Source organism: Streptomyces sp. NPDC028907, from assembly GCF_055564995.1.
Genome location: NZ_JBVHVE010000001.1, coordinates 206949 through 223917 on the forward strand (window position 1 = coordinate 206949; position 16969 = coordinate 223917).

The following is a 16969-nucleotide window of genomic DNA, read 5'->3' on the forward strand; positions in this document are numbered from 1 at the left end:
CGCCATGAAAGCCGGATCACTCGATTTGGTCACCCTGCGTCGTACGCGGTTGACCTCGGCGTGTCAGTCGTCAAGTGAGTCGAGGGCCTTTCCGATGAGCGCCTTCCGGTCGGCCGCCGCGGTGACGTGTTCCAGGCCGAAGCCCAGCAGCACCGTGTCGTCCGTGGTGGTCGCACCGTACGTCTGGAACAGCGTGCCGGTGCGCGTCCAGTCCTTGAGGACGGCCGGGCTGCCCGCGGGCGGTCCGGTGACGCTCCAGGCGCCGAGCGATGTCTCGAATCCCTCGGTCTCGGTGGCCGTGCCGCCGACGACGAGCGCGGTCTCGTCGGCGAGGACGCCGTGACCGCCGCTGCTCGGGTCGGTGACGTAGGCGATCGAGATCTCGACCGACTTCCCGGCGTACGCGCTCAGGTCGAACTCGACCTGCTTCCAGCCCTCGGAGGCACCGGTGAAGGCGTTCCACTGGCCGCTGGTGCCGCTCGCGGTGCATCCGCTCGTGGCCACGGTCAGGTAGTGGTTCAGCCAGGGGTGCTCGCCCGCGTAGAACCCCGCCTCGCAGTCGGCGGGCACGGTGGTGCTGGTGGCGCCGTTCGCCTCGGGGAGGGTCGTCCAGTCCTCGGCCCCGGTGGTGTGGGCCTCGACCAGGACGTTGTCGTAGCCGGGCTCGACGTCCCACAGCAACTGGGTGCGCAGGGTGGGCTTCTGGGCCGCGGTCACCCCGGTGAGGTCGACGGTCCTGGTCAGCCGCTTGTAGGCGTCGTCGGTGTGGACGGCGGCCACCATGGAGGAACCGGCGTACGGGCCGTACGGGTTGACGGTCCCGGCGAACTGGCCGGCTCCCGCGCTGGCGAACTGCGGGTACTGGTCGGCGGGCAGCTCGTCCGAGGTGACGCTGTAGGTCCCCGCCTTGTCGAGCGGGTTGCCGGTGGCGTCACCGAGCGCGCCGGTGAAGCTGCCGAGTTCACCCGAGCCGTTGAAGCCCGTGGCCCCGGGGACTGACGTACGGGAGTAGGCGCCCAGGTAGTACTGGCTGAAGTCGTCCGACGGGGTGCCGTCGCCGAGGTCGACGGCGCCGCCGGCCTGTTCGCCCGCCTCGATCAGCTTGCCGCCCTCGTTGAGGTAGGCGCGCAGTTCGAGCTGGGTGGCGTTGCCCGGGACGTTCGCGCCCGTGTAGTGGACGACGGTGTCGAAGTGGCCCAGCACGCCGAGCGCGTCGGGCGCTCCCTGTGCGGCGACGTCCCAGACGATCGCCCGGTGGCCGTTGGCCTTGAGTGCGTCGACGTACTTCTGCGCGTGGGTGGCGGTGGCGCCTTCCTCGGCGACGACGAGGACGTCGGCGCGCGGCCGTTCGGCGACCGTGTACGTGAAGTGCGCGCTGGAGACGGGCTTTCCGCTCCTCGTCTCGCCGGTGAACCACACCTCGACCTTGTCGCCGACGTCGCCGTCGGCGACCTTGGCGCGGTACTCGTCGAAGTAGAGGTTGTCCTCACCGCCGTACGTCTCGCCGCCCTTCCAGGGCCTCAGCGCCATGTCGTGCGTCCGGCCGCCGTTGACGCGGTACTTGAGCTCCTTGTCGCGCACGGACTTGCGTGCGACGACGGAGACCTTCTGGTCGGCGCCGCGGGAGTACGACGTGGTGAAGGGGGCCGGGGTGAAGTCGGCGGCGCTCAGGCCGACCGAGGACTTGGGCTGGTCGGGCCTGGCGGCGGACTCGGCGACCGAGAGCGCGAACGGGATGTTCTTGGCGAACTCGTCCTGGATCAGCTTCTCGTCGTCCGGGAAGTTGAAGACCGACTGGCAGTCCCCGGCGTTCCACTGGTCGTTCGGGTCGATGTTCGACGCGGTCTGGCAGGTCGACATCTCGGGCGTGAACATCGCCAGGCCGTTGACGTTCGACGCGTGGCCGTCCGCCTCGCCGTTGGTGGTGTACAGCTCCGAGGAGACCTGCGGGTGGTAGCCGGGGATCGCGGAGTTGTCCGGGGTGCCGGCGAGCGCCTTGTAGAGGACGTCGTCCGGGGTGTCGGTGGCCACCTGCCAGCCGACGCCGTAGAGGAGAAGTTCGGCGGCGGAGTGGTAGTTGATGCCGTAGGTGAAGTCGATGCGCTTCTGGAAGGCGTCGATCGCCTTGGTCTCGGGCTCGGAGGCCGGGGACGCGCCACGGTAGGTCTCGCTGGTGGGGTTCGGGGACGAACCCTCGTCGTCGTAACCCCACTTGTAGGCGAAGTTGCGGTTGAGGTCGACGCCGTCACCGGTGCTGATGGCACCGTCGCCGTTGATGTCCCGCAGGTTCTTGCGCCACAGGCGGTTGCCGGGGTCCTGGAACGTGTAGTCGTAACCGTCGGGGTTGGCCGAGAGGACGAACCACAGCTCGGTCGAGTCGACGATCTTCTTGATGCGCTTGTCCGTCTTGTAGTTGTCCAGGTAGTGGTGCATCAGGCGCCGGGTCATCTCCGGCGTGATCCACTCGCGCGCGTGCTGGTTGGACATGTAGAGGACGGCGGGCTTGGAGCCGTCCTTGGTCTTCTTGGCGTTCTTCGTGAGCTTGAGCGCCAGGATGTCCTGTCCGCCGACCGTCTTGCCGATGGAGACGACCTTGGTGAGGCCGGGGTTCTCCTGCCCGGTCCGGACGATCTCCTCCTTGAGGCCACCGCTTCCGCTGTACGGGCGGTACACGCCCTCGGCGGCCTTCGCGGTGCGGTCCTCGGCCTTGGCGGACAGATCGTGCTCGGTGAGCTCGACGCCCTTCTTCTCCAGCTTCCCGGCCTGGTCGTCGGTGAGGTAGACCTCGACGGTGGCCGTGCCCTTCTCGGGCGCCTGCTCACTGAGTTCGTGCCCGTCCTGGCCGGCCTCCAGCAGCAGGGGTATCTGCTTCTTGGTGACCTCGGCGCGGAAGACCTTGACCTCGTTCGGGTCGGTGTCCTGCGCACTTTCTTGCTGGGCCTGGGCGATGGGTGCGATGCTCGCTCCGCCTATCAGGAGCGCGCCGACAGCGAGGATCGATCTCGCTCTGTGTCTCATGAACCCCCCTAGCAGTGATTCGCCACAGTGACGAATGACTGCCAGGCTCATGCCACTTCACGGCTCAGTCAAGAGTGCCGCAAAGACTGACAAACACCGGTGCCGACGTCCCAAGTGGACGTCGGCACCGGCACCTTGACGATCTTTCAGGTCAGCCCACGAGGTTGTCCGCCAGATCCTCGCTGAGGTTGGCCTCCGTGCCCGGAATGCCGAGGTCCTGGGCCCGCTTGTCGGCCATGGCCAGCAGGCGGCGGATCCGGCCGGCGACGGCGTCCTTGGTCAGCGGCGGGTCGGCGAGCGCGCCCAGCTCTTCGAGGGAGGCCTGCTTGTGCTCCATGCGCAGACGTCCGGCGGCGGCGAGGTGCTCGGGGACCTCCTCGCCGAGGATCTCCAGGGCACGCTGGACCCGGGCTCCGGCGGCGACGGCCGCGCGCGCGGAACGCCGGAGATTGGCGTCGTCGAAGTTGGCGAGCCGGTTCGCCGTGGCGCGGACCTCGCGGCGCATCCGGCGCTCCTCCCAGGCCAGCACCGACTCGTGCGCGCCGAGCCGGGTCAGCAGGGCGCCGATCGCGTCGCCGTCCCGGACGACCACGCGGTCCACGCCGCGCACCTCGCGGGCCTTGGCGGCGATCGACAGCCTGCGGGCCGCGCCGACCAGGGCGAGCGCGGCCTCGGGGCCCGGGCAGGTCACTTCGAGGGAGGACGAGCGGCCGGGCTCGGTGAGCGAGCCGTGCGCCAGGAAGGCACCGCGCCAGGCGGCCTCGGCGTCACAGGTGGCCCCGGAGACCACCTGCGGGGGCAGACCGCGGATCGGGCGGCCGCGCCCGTCGACCAGGCCGGTCTGGCGGGCCAGCTGGTCACCGCCCGCGACCACGCGTACGACGTAGCGCGAGCCGCGGCGCAGCCCGCCCGGCGCCATCACGATCAGCTCGGAGCTGTGGCCGAAGATCTCCAGGATGTCCCGCTTGAGGCGGCGGGCCGCCATCGCGGTGTCCAGCTCCGCCTCGATCACGATGCGCCCGCTGACCAGGTGGAGGCCGCCGGCGAACCGCAGAATGGCGGAGACCTCCGCCTTTCTGCAGCAGGTCCGGGTGACGGGGAGCCGGGAGATCTCATCCTTCACCGCTGCCGTCATCGCCATGGGCCGATCCTTCCATGCATCCGAAAAATACGGTCGTACGCGGCGGCGAGCAGCTCCGGGTCGTGCCGGGGCGTCCCGTCCGTCCGGGCCACCGGGGCCAGCTCGACCGCGGCACCGAGCCGCTTGGCGGCCTCGGTGAGCACATCCCGGTCCGGCACGGCGGCCTCGTCGGCCAGCACCACGTCCAGGGCGAGTTTAGGGGCGTGTCGTCCCAAAACCTCCAAATGACGCTGCGGTGAGAAGCCTTCGGTTTCTCCCGGCTGCGGGGCGAGGTTCAGGGAGAGTACCCGGCGCGCCTTCGTCTCGATGAGGGCGTCCAGGAGTTCCGGCACGAGCAGATGCGGGATGACGGAGGAGAACCAGGAACCGGGGCCGAGCACCACCCAGTCCGCGTCCCGGACGGCGGCGACGGCCTCCGGCACGGCGGGCGGGTCGGACGGTACGACGTGCACCGACTGCACCTCACCGGGGGTGAGGGCGACGTTGGCCTGACCACGGACGGTGTCCACGGCCTCGGGCTGGTCCGGGTCGTGTCCCTTGACCAGGGCCTGGAGCTCCAGCGGTACGGCGGACATGGGCAGCACACGCCCGTGCGCGCCGAGCAGCTTGCCGACCAGGTCGAGGGCCTGGACGTGGTCACCCAGCTGCTCCCACAGGGCGACGATCAGCAGATTGCCGACCGCATGGTCGTGCAGGTCGCCCTTGGAGTGGAAGCGGTGCTGGATGACGCGGGCCCAGGTCTGTCCCCAGTCGTCGTCGCCGCACAGCGCGGCCAGCGCCTTGCGCAGGTCACCGGGCGGGAGCACGCCCAGCTCGTCGCGCAGGCGGCCGCTGGAGCCGCCGTCGTCCGCCACGGTGACGACGGCGGTGAGGTCGCCGGTGATCCGGCGCAGCGCGGCGAGCGAGGCGGACAGACCCATGCCGCCGCCGAGTGCCACGACCTTCGGCTGGGTGCCACGGCGGCGGGGCCTCGCGCCCTTGGCCTCGACGGGCCGGGCGGCACGCGACTCGGGCACGGCCCGGCGCAACCTGCTCAGCCGCGGAGTACGTCCCGTCATTCCCGTCCCATGTCCCGGTGTACGACCACCGTCTCCACGCCCTGGGAGGCCAGGCGCGCCGCGAGCTTCTCGGATGTGGCGACCGAGCGGTGCTTGCCGCCGGTGCAGCCGACCGCGATGGTCACGTACCGCTTGCCCTCGCGGCGGTAGCCGGCCGCGATGAGCTGGAGCAGTTCGGAGTAGCGGTCGATGAACTCCTTCGCGCCGGGCTGGTTGAAGACGTACGCCGACACCTCCTCGTTGAGGCCGGTGAAGGGGCGCAGCTCCGGGACCCAGTGCGGGTTGGGCAGGAACCGCATGTCCACGACCAGGTCGGCGTCGACCGGGAGGCCGTACTTGAAGCCGAAGGACATCACCGTGGCCCGCAGCTCGGGCTCCTCCTCGCCGGCGAACTGGGCGTCCATCTTGGCCCGCAGCTCGTGCACGTTGAGGCTGGAGGTGTCGATCACCAGGTCGGCGTCGCCGCGCAGCTCGCGCAGGAGCTCGCGCTCGGCCGCGATGCCGTCGACGATACGGCCGTCGCCCTGGAGGGGGTGCGGGCGGCGCACCGACTCGAAGCGGCGAACCAGGGCGTCGTCCGAGGACTCCAGGAAGACGATCCGGCGTGTCACACCTCTGGTGTCGAGGTCGGAGAGCGACTCGCGGAGGTTGTCGAAGAAACGGCGGCCACGGACGTCGACGACCACCGCGATCCGCGCCACGTTGCCCTGGGAGCGGGCGCCGAGCTCCACCATGGTGGGGATCAGCGCGGGCGGGAGGTTGTCGACGACGAACCAGCCGAGGTCCTCCAGACACTTGGCGGCCGTCGAGCGGCCGGCTCCGGACATGCCGGAGATGATCACCAGCTCGGGGATGGCCGCTTCGGGGACCCCGGCCGACTCGATGCCCGTACTCACCTGTGCTCCGTCTTCCTGGCGTGCGTCCTGCTGGGCGAGATCCTCGCTGCCCTTCTTATGTGTTTCCTGAGCCTGTCGATCTCGGTCGGCCGTGGGTTGTGTGTCGTGCTCGCTCATCTCTCCTGCCCCCGTCGTTCGTCCGGGGCGCCCGCGGACACGGGCTCCCCCGAGGTCTCCGCCGTCGTATCGGATTCCTCGTCTTCCATGATCTCTCCAGTCGCCGTGTTGACGGCGGGTGCGGCCGGGGCCGCCTGGGCGAGGGCCGCGGCGATCGTCTCAGCCGTCTTGCGGCCTATACCGGGGACCTCGCAGATCTGGTCGATTGTCGCGGATCGCAGCTTCTTCACCGAACCGAAGTGCTTGATCAGCGCCTGCTTGCGAGTCTCACCGAGGCCGGGCACGTCGTCCAACGGGCTCGACCGGAAACGCTTGGCTCGCTTGGTGCGCTGGTAGGTGATCGCGAAGCGGTGGGCCTCGTCCCGGACGCGCTGGAGCAGATAGAGGCCCTCGCTGGTGCGGGGCAGGACGACCGGGTCGTCCTGGCCGGGCAGCCAGACCTCCTCCAGCCGCTTGGCGAGACCGCAGACGGCGATGTCGTCGATACCGAGCTCGTCCAGGGCCCGCTGGGCGGCCGCGACCTGCGGCTGTCCGCCGTCCACGACGACGAGCTGAGGCGGGTAGGCGAAACGCTTGGGGCGGCCCTCGTCGTCCTTGAGGCCGCCTGCGAGGGTGTCGGGGGAAGTGGTGGTGAGGGGCTCGGCGGAGGTGTCGGCGAGCGTGTTGTCACCGTCGGCCCACTCGCCCGTCTTCTCCTTCTCGGCGAGGTAGCGCTTGAAGCGGCGGGTGATGACCTCGTGCATGGAGCGGACGTCGTCCTGGCCCTCGAAGCCCTTGATCTGGAAGCGGCGGTACTCGCTCTTGCGCTGCAGCCCGTCCTCGAAGACGACCATGGAGGCCACGACGTCGTCGCCCTGGAGGTGGGAGATGTCGTAGCACTCGATCCTGAGCGGGGCGCTGTCCAGGTCGAGGGCGTCGGCGATCTCCTCCAGCGCACGTGAGCGGGTGGTCAGGTCGGAGGCGCGCTTGGTCTTGTGCAGGACGAGCGCCTGCTGGGCGTTGCGCTCGACGGTCTCCATGAGGGCGCGCTTGTCGCCGCGCTGGGGGATGCGCAGGGAGACGTTCGAGCCGCGGCGGCCGGTCAGCCACTCCTGCACCGGGTCCAGCGGGTCGGGCAGGGCCGGGACGAGGACCTCCTTGGGCACGGCGTCCCCGGTCTCCTCGCCGTAGAGCTGCTGAAGGGCGTGCTCGACGAGGGCGCCGGTGGTGATCTCCTCCACCTTGTCGGTGACCCAGCCGCGCTGGCCGCGCACCCGGCCGCCGCGGACGTGGAAGATCTGCACGGCCGCCTCGAGCTCGTCCTCGGCGACCGCGATGAGGTCGGCGTCGGTCGCGTCGGCGAGCACGACCGCGTTCTTCTCCATGGCCTTCTTCAGGGCCTCGATGTCGTCGCGCAGGCGGGCGGCCCGCTCGTACTCCATCTCGTCGGCCGCCTCCATCATCTGCTTCTCCAGACGGCGCAGATAGGTGCCCGTGCGGCCGGTCATGAAGTCGCAGAACTCCTCGGCCAGTTCACGGTGCTCCTCGTCGGAGACGCGCCCCACGCACGGGGCGGAGCACTTGCCGATGTAGCCGAGCAGGCAGGGGCGGCCGGTGCGGGAGGCGTTCTTGAAGACGCCGGCCGAGCAGGTGCGGACCGGGAAGACACGCAGGAGGAGGTCGACGGTGTCCCGGATCGCCCACGCGTGCGCGTACGGCCCGAAGTACCTCACGCCCTTCTTCTTGTGACCGCGCATCACCTGCACCCGCGGGAACTCCTCGTTCATCGTCACCGCGAGGTACGGGTAGCTCTTGTCGTCGCGGTACTTGACGTTGAACCGGGGGTCGTACTCCTTGATCCAGGAGTACTCCAGCTGAAGCGCCTCGATTTCCGTGGACACCACGGTCCACTCCACGGACGCCGCTGTGGTGACCATGGAACGGGTGCGCGGGTGGAGGCCCGCCAGGTCCTGGAAGTAGTTCGCCAGGCGCTGGCGCAGGCTCTTCGCCTTTCCGACGTAGATCACCCGGCGGTGCTCGTCACGGAACCTGTACACCCCGGGAGAGTCGGGGATCTGTCCCGGCTTGGGGCGGTAGCTGGAGGGGTCGGCCATGTCTCACACCCTACTGGCGGGCAGTGACAGTCCGACGAGGCTGTGGACAACGGCCCGGCCATCGGACCGGGAGGCACACGACCCAGGGCACGGCACGCGTCGACGTCCCGGAATCCGGCAGGTGGCGGGTGATCGGCAGCGCTTCTGTGAGCCCGACGGCGCACCCCCGGTGCCGACGGGCCGGCGATGTGGCGGCGGGGTCGTCCATGCCGCCGGGCCCGCCGATGATCGGCCCCGTTCCGCGGACGTCACGGTCTGGCGGCATGAGCGCGGACGTCGTCCTCACCCCTGTCACATCGATCTCCACGGCGAGAGCGACGTCGGCCGGGCGGGGAAGTCCTTCCGCCGCGGCCTGTGATGATCGCCCGACCGCCGGCCACAACGCCCAGACCCACAAGGTGACTTGAGGCAGGCACGTCGGGACTCGGCCAGGGTGTGGTGCTGTTGGGCATCAGGTGTTGTCGGGACTTGGTCAACACGCTTCAATGCGGGGGAACTCAGGGCCCTGACCGACGGCGTACGGATGTGAAGGCTCCCGCCACGCCGGCGAAGTGGCCCCGACCAGCTGCGCGACCCGGTCTGACCAGCCGTTGTGAACAACCACAGAAAGGCCCCTGCATGCCGCACGCCACACAGCACGCGGACATCCCCGCCGTCGCCACCGCGGAACTGGACACGGCCCTGCGAGGCGGCCCCTTCCATGTCGCCCTGCGCGCCGCGATAGCCGCCCGGGGACTGCCGCTGCAGCGCGTGCAGCACCATTTGTCCCGTCGTGGCGTGAAGGTCGGCGTCACCAGCCTGAGCTACTGGCAGCAGGGCGCCCGTCGGCCGCAGCGCCCCGAGTCGCTGCGTGCGGTACGCGCGCTGGAGGAGATCCTCCAGCTGCCGGAGGAGTCGCTGATCCGGCTGCTCGCCGAGGCCGACGATCACTCCGCCCTCCAGCGGCCGGCGGCCCGTTCCTACCGTTCCCTGGTGGAGGCCTCGGGTGTCCTGGAGCAGCTGCTGGCCGAACTGGACTGGCCGATGGACGGTGGCCTGCACACGCTCGCTCACCACGAGCGAGTGCGGATCGGTGCCCGCCGTGAGCTGGCGGGTCGCGAGTCGCACCACGTCGTGCGGGCCCACAAGGACGGCGTGGACCGCTACGTAGCCGTCCACCACGGCGACCCCGGCTGCGCGCCGGAGCGCATGACGGTGCACGCGCTGGAGAACTGCCGCACGGGACGGGTCCGGTGGCACCAGGAGACCGGAGTCCTCGTGGCCGAGCTGCTCTTCGGCATCCGGTTGCGGGCGGGCGACACCTACCTCTTCCGTCACGGCGTCGAGGACGGGACGGCCGACGTGTCCCGCGAGTACGCCCGCGGCTTTCCTCTCGCGGGCGGCCAGTACGCCCTCCAGGTCCGCTTCGCCGAGAACACCCTCCCGGTCCACTGCCACCGCTTCTCCCAGCACTCTGCGGCAGCCCCGCGCAGCGGCCGCCAGGGGCTCGCCCTCAGCGGACCGCATCGTTCCGTCCACCTGGTCGAGCCTCGGGTACGGACGGGGATCGTGGGCATCGAGTGGGAGTGGGAGTGAGCCGGCTCTTCCCTTCTCGGCGCGGCTGACCACCACCTTTGAGTCGCGCGTGGGTGGACATGTTCCCCCTGGCGTCCCCTTCACCGGTCGAGCCCGGGCACGTAAACGATTGCGTAAGCGTTTACGTGCGGCGCCGAATGGGATACCTTCCCGGCCAGAAGAACCGCGGCTGCCCAGGGAGGGGCGCGGCAGGGAGGGGATCTCGATGGCCACCATGGCGGACGTCGCGCGGAGCGCGGGCGTGTCCGTGGCGACCGTCTCGCATGTGCTGAACGGCACCCGGCCGGTGCTGCCTCACACCCGCCAGGCGGTGATGGACGCCATGGACGAGCTGGGCTACACACCCAACACGCTCGCCCGCTCCCTGGTGACCTCCCGTACCCGGTCCATCGGGCTCGCGGTCTCCGCGATCAGCAACCCGTACTTCACGGAGATACTCCAGGGCGTCGAGGCCGGCGCCCTGGAACACGGTTACAGCCTGCTCATCGCCGACCCGCACGACGATCCGGAGCATGAACGCAAGGTCGCTCAGCTCCTGCACGAACGCCGGGTGGACGGCATGATCGTCGCACCCTCCGCGGCCCCGCGTGAGCTCCTCGCCTACCTCGGGCGCCACAAGGTGCCGACCGTCCTCCTCGACCGCTTGGTCGACATGCCGGAGGACGGCCCGACACGGTTCGACCAGGTCTGCGCCGACAGCGCCGGACCAATGGCCCGGCTGGTCACCCATCTCGCCGGCCTCGGCCACCGTCGGATCGGCCTGGTCTCCGGTCTGCCGGGACTCAGCACCACCAGCGAGCGACTCGCCGGATACCGGGCGGGCCTGGCGACGGCCGGGCTCGGGTACGACGAGCACCTCGTCGTGCACGGCGACTCCGAGTCGGCCGGCGCCGAGCAGGCCACCGCCGCGCTGCTGTCGCTCGCCCCGCCTCCCACCGCGCTGGTCACCGCCAACAACGCGATGACCATCGGCGCCCTGCGTGCCCTGCGTGGTCACGGCATGTCCGTACCCGGCGACATCGCGTTGTGCTGTTTCGACGACTTCGCCTGGGCCGACCTGTTCTCGCCCAGGCTCACCGCGATAGCCCAGCCCAGCAGGGAGATCGGCGCCCAGGCGGTCCGCGTGCTCCTGGACCGCCTCGCCGAGCCGGACCGGCCCGCCCGGACCCTGCGTCTGCCTTGCGCCTTCGTGCACCGCACCTCATGCGGGTGCCCCGAGCAGCCCCTGCCGTCCGTGAAAGGAACCATCTCGTGATCGTCGTCGCCGGTGAGGCCCTGATCGACCTGGTACCGCAGGGCACGGGAGCCCTCGCGAGCCTGAAGCCGGCGCTCGGCGGCGGCCCCTACAACACCGCCGTGGCCCTCGGCCGCCTCGGCTCCCCCACCGCGTTCTGCTCACGCACCTCCTACGACGCCTTCGGTGAGGCCCTGCTCGACGGGTTGAGGGAGGCCGGGGTCGACGTGTCGGCGGTGCAGCGCGGCACGGAACCGACGACCCTCGCGGTAGCCACCATCGACGCGCAGGGCTCGGCCGCCTACTCCTTCTACGTCGAGGGCACCGCCGACCGGCTCTTCACGGCACCCTCGGAGCTGCCCGCGACCGCCCGCGCGGTCTCCTTCGGTACCTGCTCGCTCGTCCTGGAACCGGGGGCGAGCGCCTATGAGGAGCTGATGCGGAGCGCGGCCGCGCAAGGGGTGTTCACCGCGCTCGACCCGAACATCCGGGCCGGACTCATTCCCGACCCGGATGGTTACCGGGCCAGGTTCAAGAGCTGGCTTCCCTCGGTGTCACTGCTCAAGCTCTCCGAGGAGGACGCGCTGTGGCTGGGCGGCACACCGCGTGAGTGGCTGGCCGCGGGACCTGCGGCCGTTGTGATCACCCACGGCGGTGACGGGCTGACGGCCTTCACACGGGACGGCGCAGTGCACTCCGTGCCGGGTGAGGAGGTGGACGTCGCGGACACGATCGGTGCGGGCGACACCGTGAACGCGGCCCTGTTGCACGGCCTGGCCACCCAGGACGGCCTGTCCGCCGAGGCGCTCGCGGGACTGGGCCCCGACGGCTGGACACGGCTGCTGCGGTTCGCGGCGCGGGCTGCCGCGATCACCTGCTCCCGGGCGGGCGCCGAGCCGCCCTTCGCCTCCGAGCTGGGGGGCTTCTAGGAGGCGTGCCGTTCTCTTCCATTCCACTGTTGAGCAGTCAAGGTTCGTCACGACCGCAGCGATCGGGCCGCTGATGATCCAACGCGCGGCGTCCCGCGGGGAGTTCCCGCGGGGCGCCGTACTTTTCTGGAATTGTTCGGGTTCTTGGCCCGCGACTTGTGGCCGGTGGGCCTCAGGCCTTGCGTGCCCGGGTCGTCTTCTTCGCGGGCGTCGCCTTCTTCGCGGCCGCCGCCTTCTTGGTGACTCCGGCGGCCTTTCCGGTGGCCTTGTTGTTGGCCGTCTTCGTGGTCCTGGCCGTTGCCGTCTTCTTCGCCGTCGACGCCGCCGCGACCGTCTTCTTGGCCACCGCCTTGCGCGGGGCCTTCACCGAGGCCGCGTCGCTGATCCGGTCGGCGCCGAGGATCTCGCGCAGGAACTTGCCGGTGTGACTGGCCGGGACCGCGGCAACCTCTTCGGGCGTGCCCTCGGCGATGACGAGACCGCCACCGGCGCCGCCCTCGGGGCCCATGTCCACGACCCAGTCGGCGGTCTTGATCACGTCGAGGTTGTGCTCGATGACGATGACCGTGTTGCCCTTGTCGACCAGCCCGGCCAGGACCTTCAGCAGCTTGCTGATGTCCTCGAAGTGCAGACCGGTGGTCGGCTCGTCGAGGACGTAGACCGTGCGGCCGGTGGAGCGCTTCTGGAGCTCGCTGGCGAGCTTCACCCGCTGGGCCTCACCGCCGGACAGGGTGGTCGCGGACTGGCCGAGGCGGACGTAGCCGAGACCGACGTCGTTCAGCGTCTTGAGGTGACGGTTGATCGCCGGGACGGCCTCGAAGAAGTCCATGGCTTCCTCGATCGGCATGTTCAGGACCTCGGAGATGGACTTGCCCTTGTAGTGGACCTCCAGGGTCTCCCGGTTGTACCGGGCGCCATGGCAGACCTCGCACGGGACGTAGACGTCCGGGAGGAAGTTCATCTCGATCTTGATCGTGCCGTCGCCCGCGCAGTTCTCGCAGCGGCCGCCCTTGACGTTGAAGGAGAACCGGCCCGGCATGTAGCCGCGGACCTTCGCCTCGGTGGTCTCGGCGAAGAGCTTGCGGATGTGGTCGAAGACGCCGGTGTAGGTCGCCGGGTTCGAGCGCGGGGTGCGGCCGATGGGCGACTGGTCGACGTGCACGACCTTGTCGACGAGGTCGTCGCCGTCCACGCGCGTGTGCCGCCCGGGAACATTGCGCGCGCCGTTGAGCTCGCGCGCCAGGTGCGTGTACAGGATGTCGTTGACCAGCGTCGACTTGCCGGAGCCGGACACGCCCGTGACCGCGGTGAACACGCCCAGCGGGAACGAGACGTCGATGTCCTGGAGGTTGTTCTCCCGGGCTCCGTGCACGGTGAGCCGACGGGTCGGGTCCTGCGGGCGACGGATGTCGGGCAGCGGGATGGCCTTCTTGCCGGACAGGTACTGACCGGTCTGCGACTCGGCGTTGGCGAGCAGCTCCTTCAGGGCGCCACTGTGGACGACCTTGCCGCCGTGCTCACCGGCACCGGGGCCGATGTCGACGATCCAGTCGGCGACCTTGATGGTGTCCTCGTCGTGCTCGACGACGATGAGCGTGTTGCCCATGTCGCGCAGGCGGACGAGGGTCTCGATGAGCCGGTGGTTGTCACGCTGGTGCAGACCGATGGAGGGCTCGTCCAGGACGTACAGCACGCCCACGAGTCCGGAGCCGATCTGCGTGGCCAGGCGGATGCGCTGGGCCTCGCCGCCGGAGAGGGTGCCGGCCGCGCGGTTCAGTGAGAGGTAGTCGAGGCCTACGTCGACCAGGAACCGCAGCCGCTCGTTGACCTCCTTCAGCACGCGCTCGGCGATCTTCTTGTCGCGGGCGTTGAGCTTCAGCTTGCCCAGGAAGTCCGCGCAGTCGCTGATGGACATCGCCGAGACCTCGGCGATCGACTTCTCCATGATCGTCACCGCGAGGACGATCGGCTTCAGGCGGGTGCCCTCACAGGTGGGGCAGGGCACCTCGCGCATATAGCCCTCGAAGCGCTCGCGGCTGGCGTCGCTCTCGGCCTCGCTGTGCCGGCGCTTGACGAAGGGGACGGCCCCTTCGAACGGCGTCGTGTAGACACGCTCGCGGCCGTACCGGTTGCGGTAGCGGACCTCGATCTGCGTCTTGTGGCCGTGGAGCAGGGCCTTCTTGGCGCGCTGCGGCAGACCGGCGAAGGGGATGTCCGTCCGGAATCCCAACGCGTCCGCGAGGGCGCCGATCAGGCGGCCGAAGTAGTCCTTGGTGTGGCCGTGCGACCAGGGGTGGATGGCGCCCTCGTCGAGGGACTTGTCCTCGTCCGGGACGATCAGTTCGGGGTCGACTTCCATGCGCGTGCCGATACCGGTGCACTCGGGGCAGGCGCCGAAGGGCGAGTTGAAGGAGAAGGAGCGCGGCTCCAGCTCCTCGAAGGAGAGGTCGTCGTAGGGGCAGTACAGGTGCTCCGAGTACATGCGCTCGCGCTCGGGGTCGTCCTCGGAGAGGTCTACGAAATCGAGCACGACCATGCCGCCGGACAGGCCGAGGGCGGTCTCCACGGAGTCGGTGAGCCGGCGCTTGGCGGAGTCCTTCACCGTGAGACGGTCGACGACCACCTCGATGGTGTGCTTCTCCTGCTTCTTCAGCGTGGGCGGGTTGGACAGCTGGATCGTCTCGCCGTCCACGCGCGCGCGGGAGTAGCCCTTGGTCTGGAGGTCGGCGAAGAGGTCGACGAACTCGCCCTTGCGCTCTCGTACCAGCGGTGACAGCACCTGGAAGCGGCTCCCCTCCGGCAGCTCCAGGACCCTGTCGACGATGGCCTGCGGCGACTGGCGCGAGATCGGGCGGCCGCACTGGGGGCAGTGGGGCTTGCCGATGCGCGCGAAGAGCAGACGCAGATAGTCGTAGACCTCGGTGATCGTGCCGACCGTCGAGCGCGGGTTGCGCGAGGTCGACTTCTGGTCGATGGAGACCGCCGGGGACAGTCCCTCGATGAAGTCGACGTCCGGCTTGTCCATCTGACCGAGGAACTGCCGGGCGTACGAGGACAGTGACTCCACGTAACGTCGCTGGCCCTCGGCGAAGATGGTGTCGAAGGCCAGCGAGGACTTGCCCGACCCCGACAGGCCCGTGAAGACGATGAGCGAGTCGCGCGGCAGGTCGAGCGAGACATTCTTGAGGTTGTGCTCGCGCGCGCCACGGACGATGAGACGGTCGGCCACGCCGGTCCGCACCTTTCTTGAGAGAAGTGACAGGGGGGCGAGGCCCCCGTGTGTTCTCGGCTTCGAGGCCCCCGTGTTTTTCAGACTAGGGGGAGCCACTGACAACGCCGGTCGGATTCCGGGATGCATAACAATCCGCGGGCATCCAGCATGCCCGACGCCACGACCGACCCTATAGCACGCGCATTCGATTTACGGCACCCGTTCACCACCTTCACCCAAAGGTGTGGCGGGGTTAATGTCAGCACCATGATTGATCACGCTCGTGACCTGGTGTCTGTACGTGAAGCGACGGAACGGCTGCTCACCGCAGCGGCCAAGATGGACAACGCGTCGGTGGCCGAGCCGTCACGGCTTCCCGGCTGGAGCCGTGGCCATGTCCTCGCCCATCTCGCCCGTAACGCCGACGCCCTCGTGAACGTCCTCGACGGGCGGCCCATGTACGTCTCGGCCACGGCGAGGGACGCCGACATCGAACGGGACGCCCCGCGCCCTCTCGACGTCCAGCTCACCGACGTACGCGAGAGCGCGGCCCGTTTCCAGGAGACAGGAGCAACGCCCGCGGACTGGTCGCGCACCGTGGAGCTGCGCAACGGGGTCACCGACGCCGCGGCCCGGGTGCCGTTCCGGCGGTGGGTCGAAGTGGAGCTGCACCATGTGGATCTCGGGATCGGGTACGAGCTGGAGGATCTGCCGGCCGAGTTCGTGGAGCGGGAGATCGACTTCCTCGCCGAGCGGTTCTCCGGGCACCCCGATGTCCCGCCGACCCGTCTGACGTACGGCACGCACGCGTGGAGCACGGGCCGGGAGGCGGGCGATTCCGAGGTCACCGTCCGTGGCTCCGGACCCGACCTGCTCGGCTGGCTCGCCGGGCGCCGTGACGGGGCGGGGCTGACCGTGGAGGGCGGCGCCCTGCCGACGCTGCCACCGCTGTAGGCGCCCGGCGGTCCCCCGGGGGGCGTCCTGCCGTTGCGGCGGCTGGACAGCCCCTGGGCGCTCTGCCGCTATAGGCTGCGGACATGACGTACAGCGGACAGGTGACGGTCGGTGGCCCCGCCGACGTGCACGAGCTCAAGGACCTGATGATCACCAAGATCGCGGTCGGCCCGATGAACAACAACGCCTATCTGCTGCGCTGCCGGGCCACGGACGAGCAACTGCTGATCGACGCCGCCAACGACGCGGACACGCTGATCGGCATGATCGGTGACGACGGCATCGCGTCCGTCGTGACCACACACCAGCACGGCGACCACTGGCAGGCGCTCGCCGCCGTCGTCGAGACCACCGGCGCGCGCACGTACGCCGGTCGGGACGACGCCGACGGCATCCCGGTGCCGACCGACGTCCTGGTCGACGACGGCGACACCATCCGGGTGGGGCACGTGGAGCTCACCGCGCGCCACCTGGTCGGGCACACCCCCGGCTCCATCGCGCTCGTCTACGACGACCCGCACGGCCATCCCCATGTGTTCACCGGGGACTGCCTGTTCCCGGGTGGTCCTGGAAGGACAACAAATCGGGTGGACTTCACGAGTCTGATGGACGGCCTCGAAGAGAAGATCTTCGACGCGCTCCCGGACGAGACCTGGGTTTACCCGGGCCACGGCAACGACACGACCCTGGGCGCCGAGCGTCCGCATGTGCCGGAGTGGCACGCGCGCGGGTGGTAAAAAAAA

11 protein-coding genes are annotated in these 16969 nt (G+C 69.7%); 5 read left to right on the top strand and 6 right to left on the bottom strand.

All coding sequences use genetic code 11. The features are described from left to right. Positions 1-63: 63 nt before the first annotated feature. The 5 genes from ACZ4UU_RS01005 to uvrC all read right to left on the bottom strand — a co-directional run bounded on the left by ACZ4UU_RS01005 (position 64) and on the right by uvrC (position 8323). Entirely contained in the window at positions 64-3018 is a 2955-nt protein-coding gene (locus ACZ4UU_RS01005) for a M14 family metallopeptidase (RefSeq protein ID WP_468035734.1), read from the bottom strand. Between the two features lie 151 nt (positions 3019-3169). Beyond that, entirely contained in the window at positions 3170-4159 is a 990-nt protein-coding gene (gene whiA / locus ACZ4UU_RS01010; protein WP_452691904.1) for a DNA-binding protein WhiA, read from the bottom strand. Further along, a complete protein-coding gene (locus tag ACZ4UU_RS01015; protein WP_468035736.1) occupies positions 4150-5217 on the bottom strand; it encodes a gluconeogenesis factor YvcK family protein in 1068 nt (355 codons plus the stop codon). Before ACZ4UU_RS01015 ends, whiA begins: the two co-directional genes overlap by 10 nt. Then, the gene (rapZ, locus tag ACZ4UU_RS01020; RefSeq protein ID WP_468035738.1) at positions 5214-6230 is read right to left on the bottom strand and encodes an RNase adapter RapZ; all 1017 of its coding nucleotides are present in this window, start codon (positions 6228-6230) and stop codon (positions 5214-5216) included. Before rapZ ends, ACZ4UU_RS01015 begins: the two co-directional genes overlap by 4 nt. Continuing rightward, complete coding sequence (gene uvrC, locus ACZ4UU_RS01025; RefSeq protein WP_468035740.1) at positions 6227-8323, bottom strand: excinuclease ABC subunit UvrC; 2097 nt, start codon at positions 8321-8323, stop codon at positions 6227-6229. The genes rapZ and uvrC overlap by 4 nt, the downstream gene beginning before the upstream one ends. A 618-nt stretch (positions 8324-8941) precedes the next feature. Here uvrC and ACZ4UU_RS01030 point away from each other — a divergent pair. The 3 genes from ACZ4UU_RS01030 to ACZ4UU_RS01040 all read left to right on the top strand — a co-directional run bounded on the left by ACZ4UU_RS01030 (position 8942) and on the right by ACZ4UU_RS01040 (position 12061). Continuing rightward, positions 8942-9898: a hypothetical protein gene (locus tag ACZ4UU_RS01030; RefSeq protein WP_468035742.1), complete on the top strand. Its 957-nt coding sequence runs from the start codon at positions 8942-8944 to the stop codon at positions 9896-9898. A 205-nt stretch (positions 9899-10103) separates the two neighbouring features. Next, complete coding sequence (locus ACZ4UU_RS01035) at positions 10104-11153, top strand: LacI family DNA-binding transcriptional regulator (protein WP_468035743.1); 1050 nt, start codon at positions 10104-10106, stop codon at positions 11151-11153. Beyond that, positions 11150-12061 carry a carbohydrate kinase family protein gene (locus ACZ4UU_RS01040; RefSeq protein WP_468035745.1) on the top strand — a complete coding sequence of 304 codons (912 nt, stop codon included), beginning with the start codon at positions 11150-11152 and terminating at the stop codon, positions 12059-12061. The genes ACZ4UU_RS01035 and ACZ4UU_RS01040 overlap by 4 nt, the downstream gene beginning before the upstream one ends. Before the next feature lie 172 nt (positions 12062-12233). Here ACZ4UU_RS01040 and uvrA read toward each other — a convergent pair whose 3' ends face one another. Beyond that, complete coding sequence (uvrA, locus tag ACZ4UU_RS01045; protein ID WP_468035747.1) at positions 12234-15290, bottom strand: excinuclease ABC subunit UvrA; 3057 nt, start codon at positions 15288-15290, stop codon at positions 12234-12236. Positions 15291-15539: 249 nt separating this feature from the next. On the opposite strand from uvrA, the gene ACZ4UU_RS01050 reads away from it, so the two are divergent. Next, positions 15540-16226, top strand: a complete 687-nt coding sequence (locus ACZ4UU_RS01050) for a maleylpyruvate isomerase family mycothiol-dependent enzyme (RefSeq protein ID WP_468035749.1) — start codon at positions 15540-15542, stop codon at positions 16224-16226. 83 nt (positions 16227-16309) lie between these two features. Continuing rightward, positions 16310-16963 (top strand): MBL fold metallo-hydrolase, encoded by a 654-nt coding sequence (locus ACZ4UU_RS01055; RefSeq protein WP_468035751.1) that lies wholly within the window; start codon positions 16310-16312, stop codon positions 16961-16963. Positions 16964-16969: the final 6 nt, after the last annotated feature.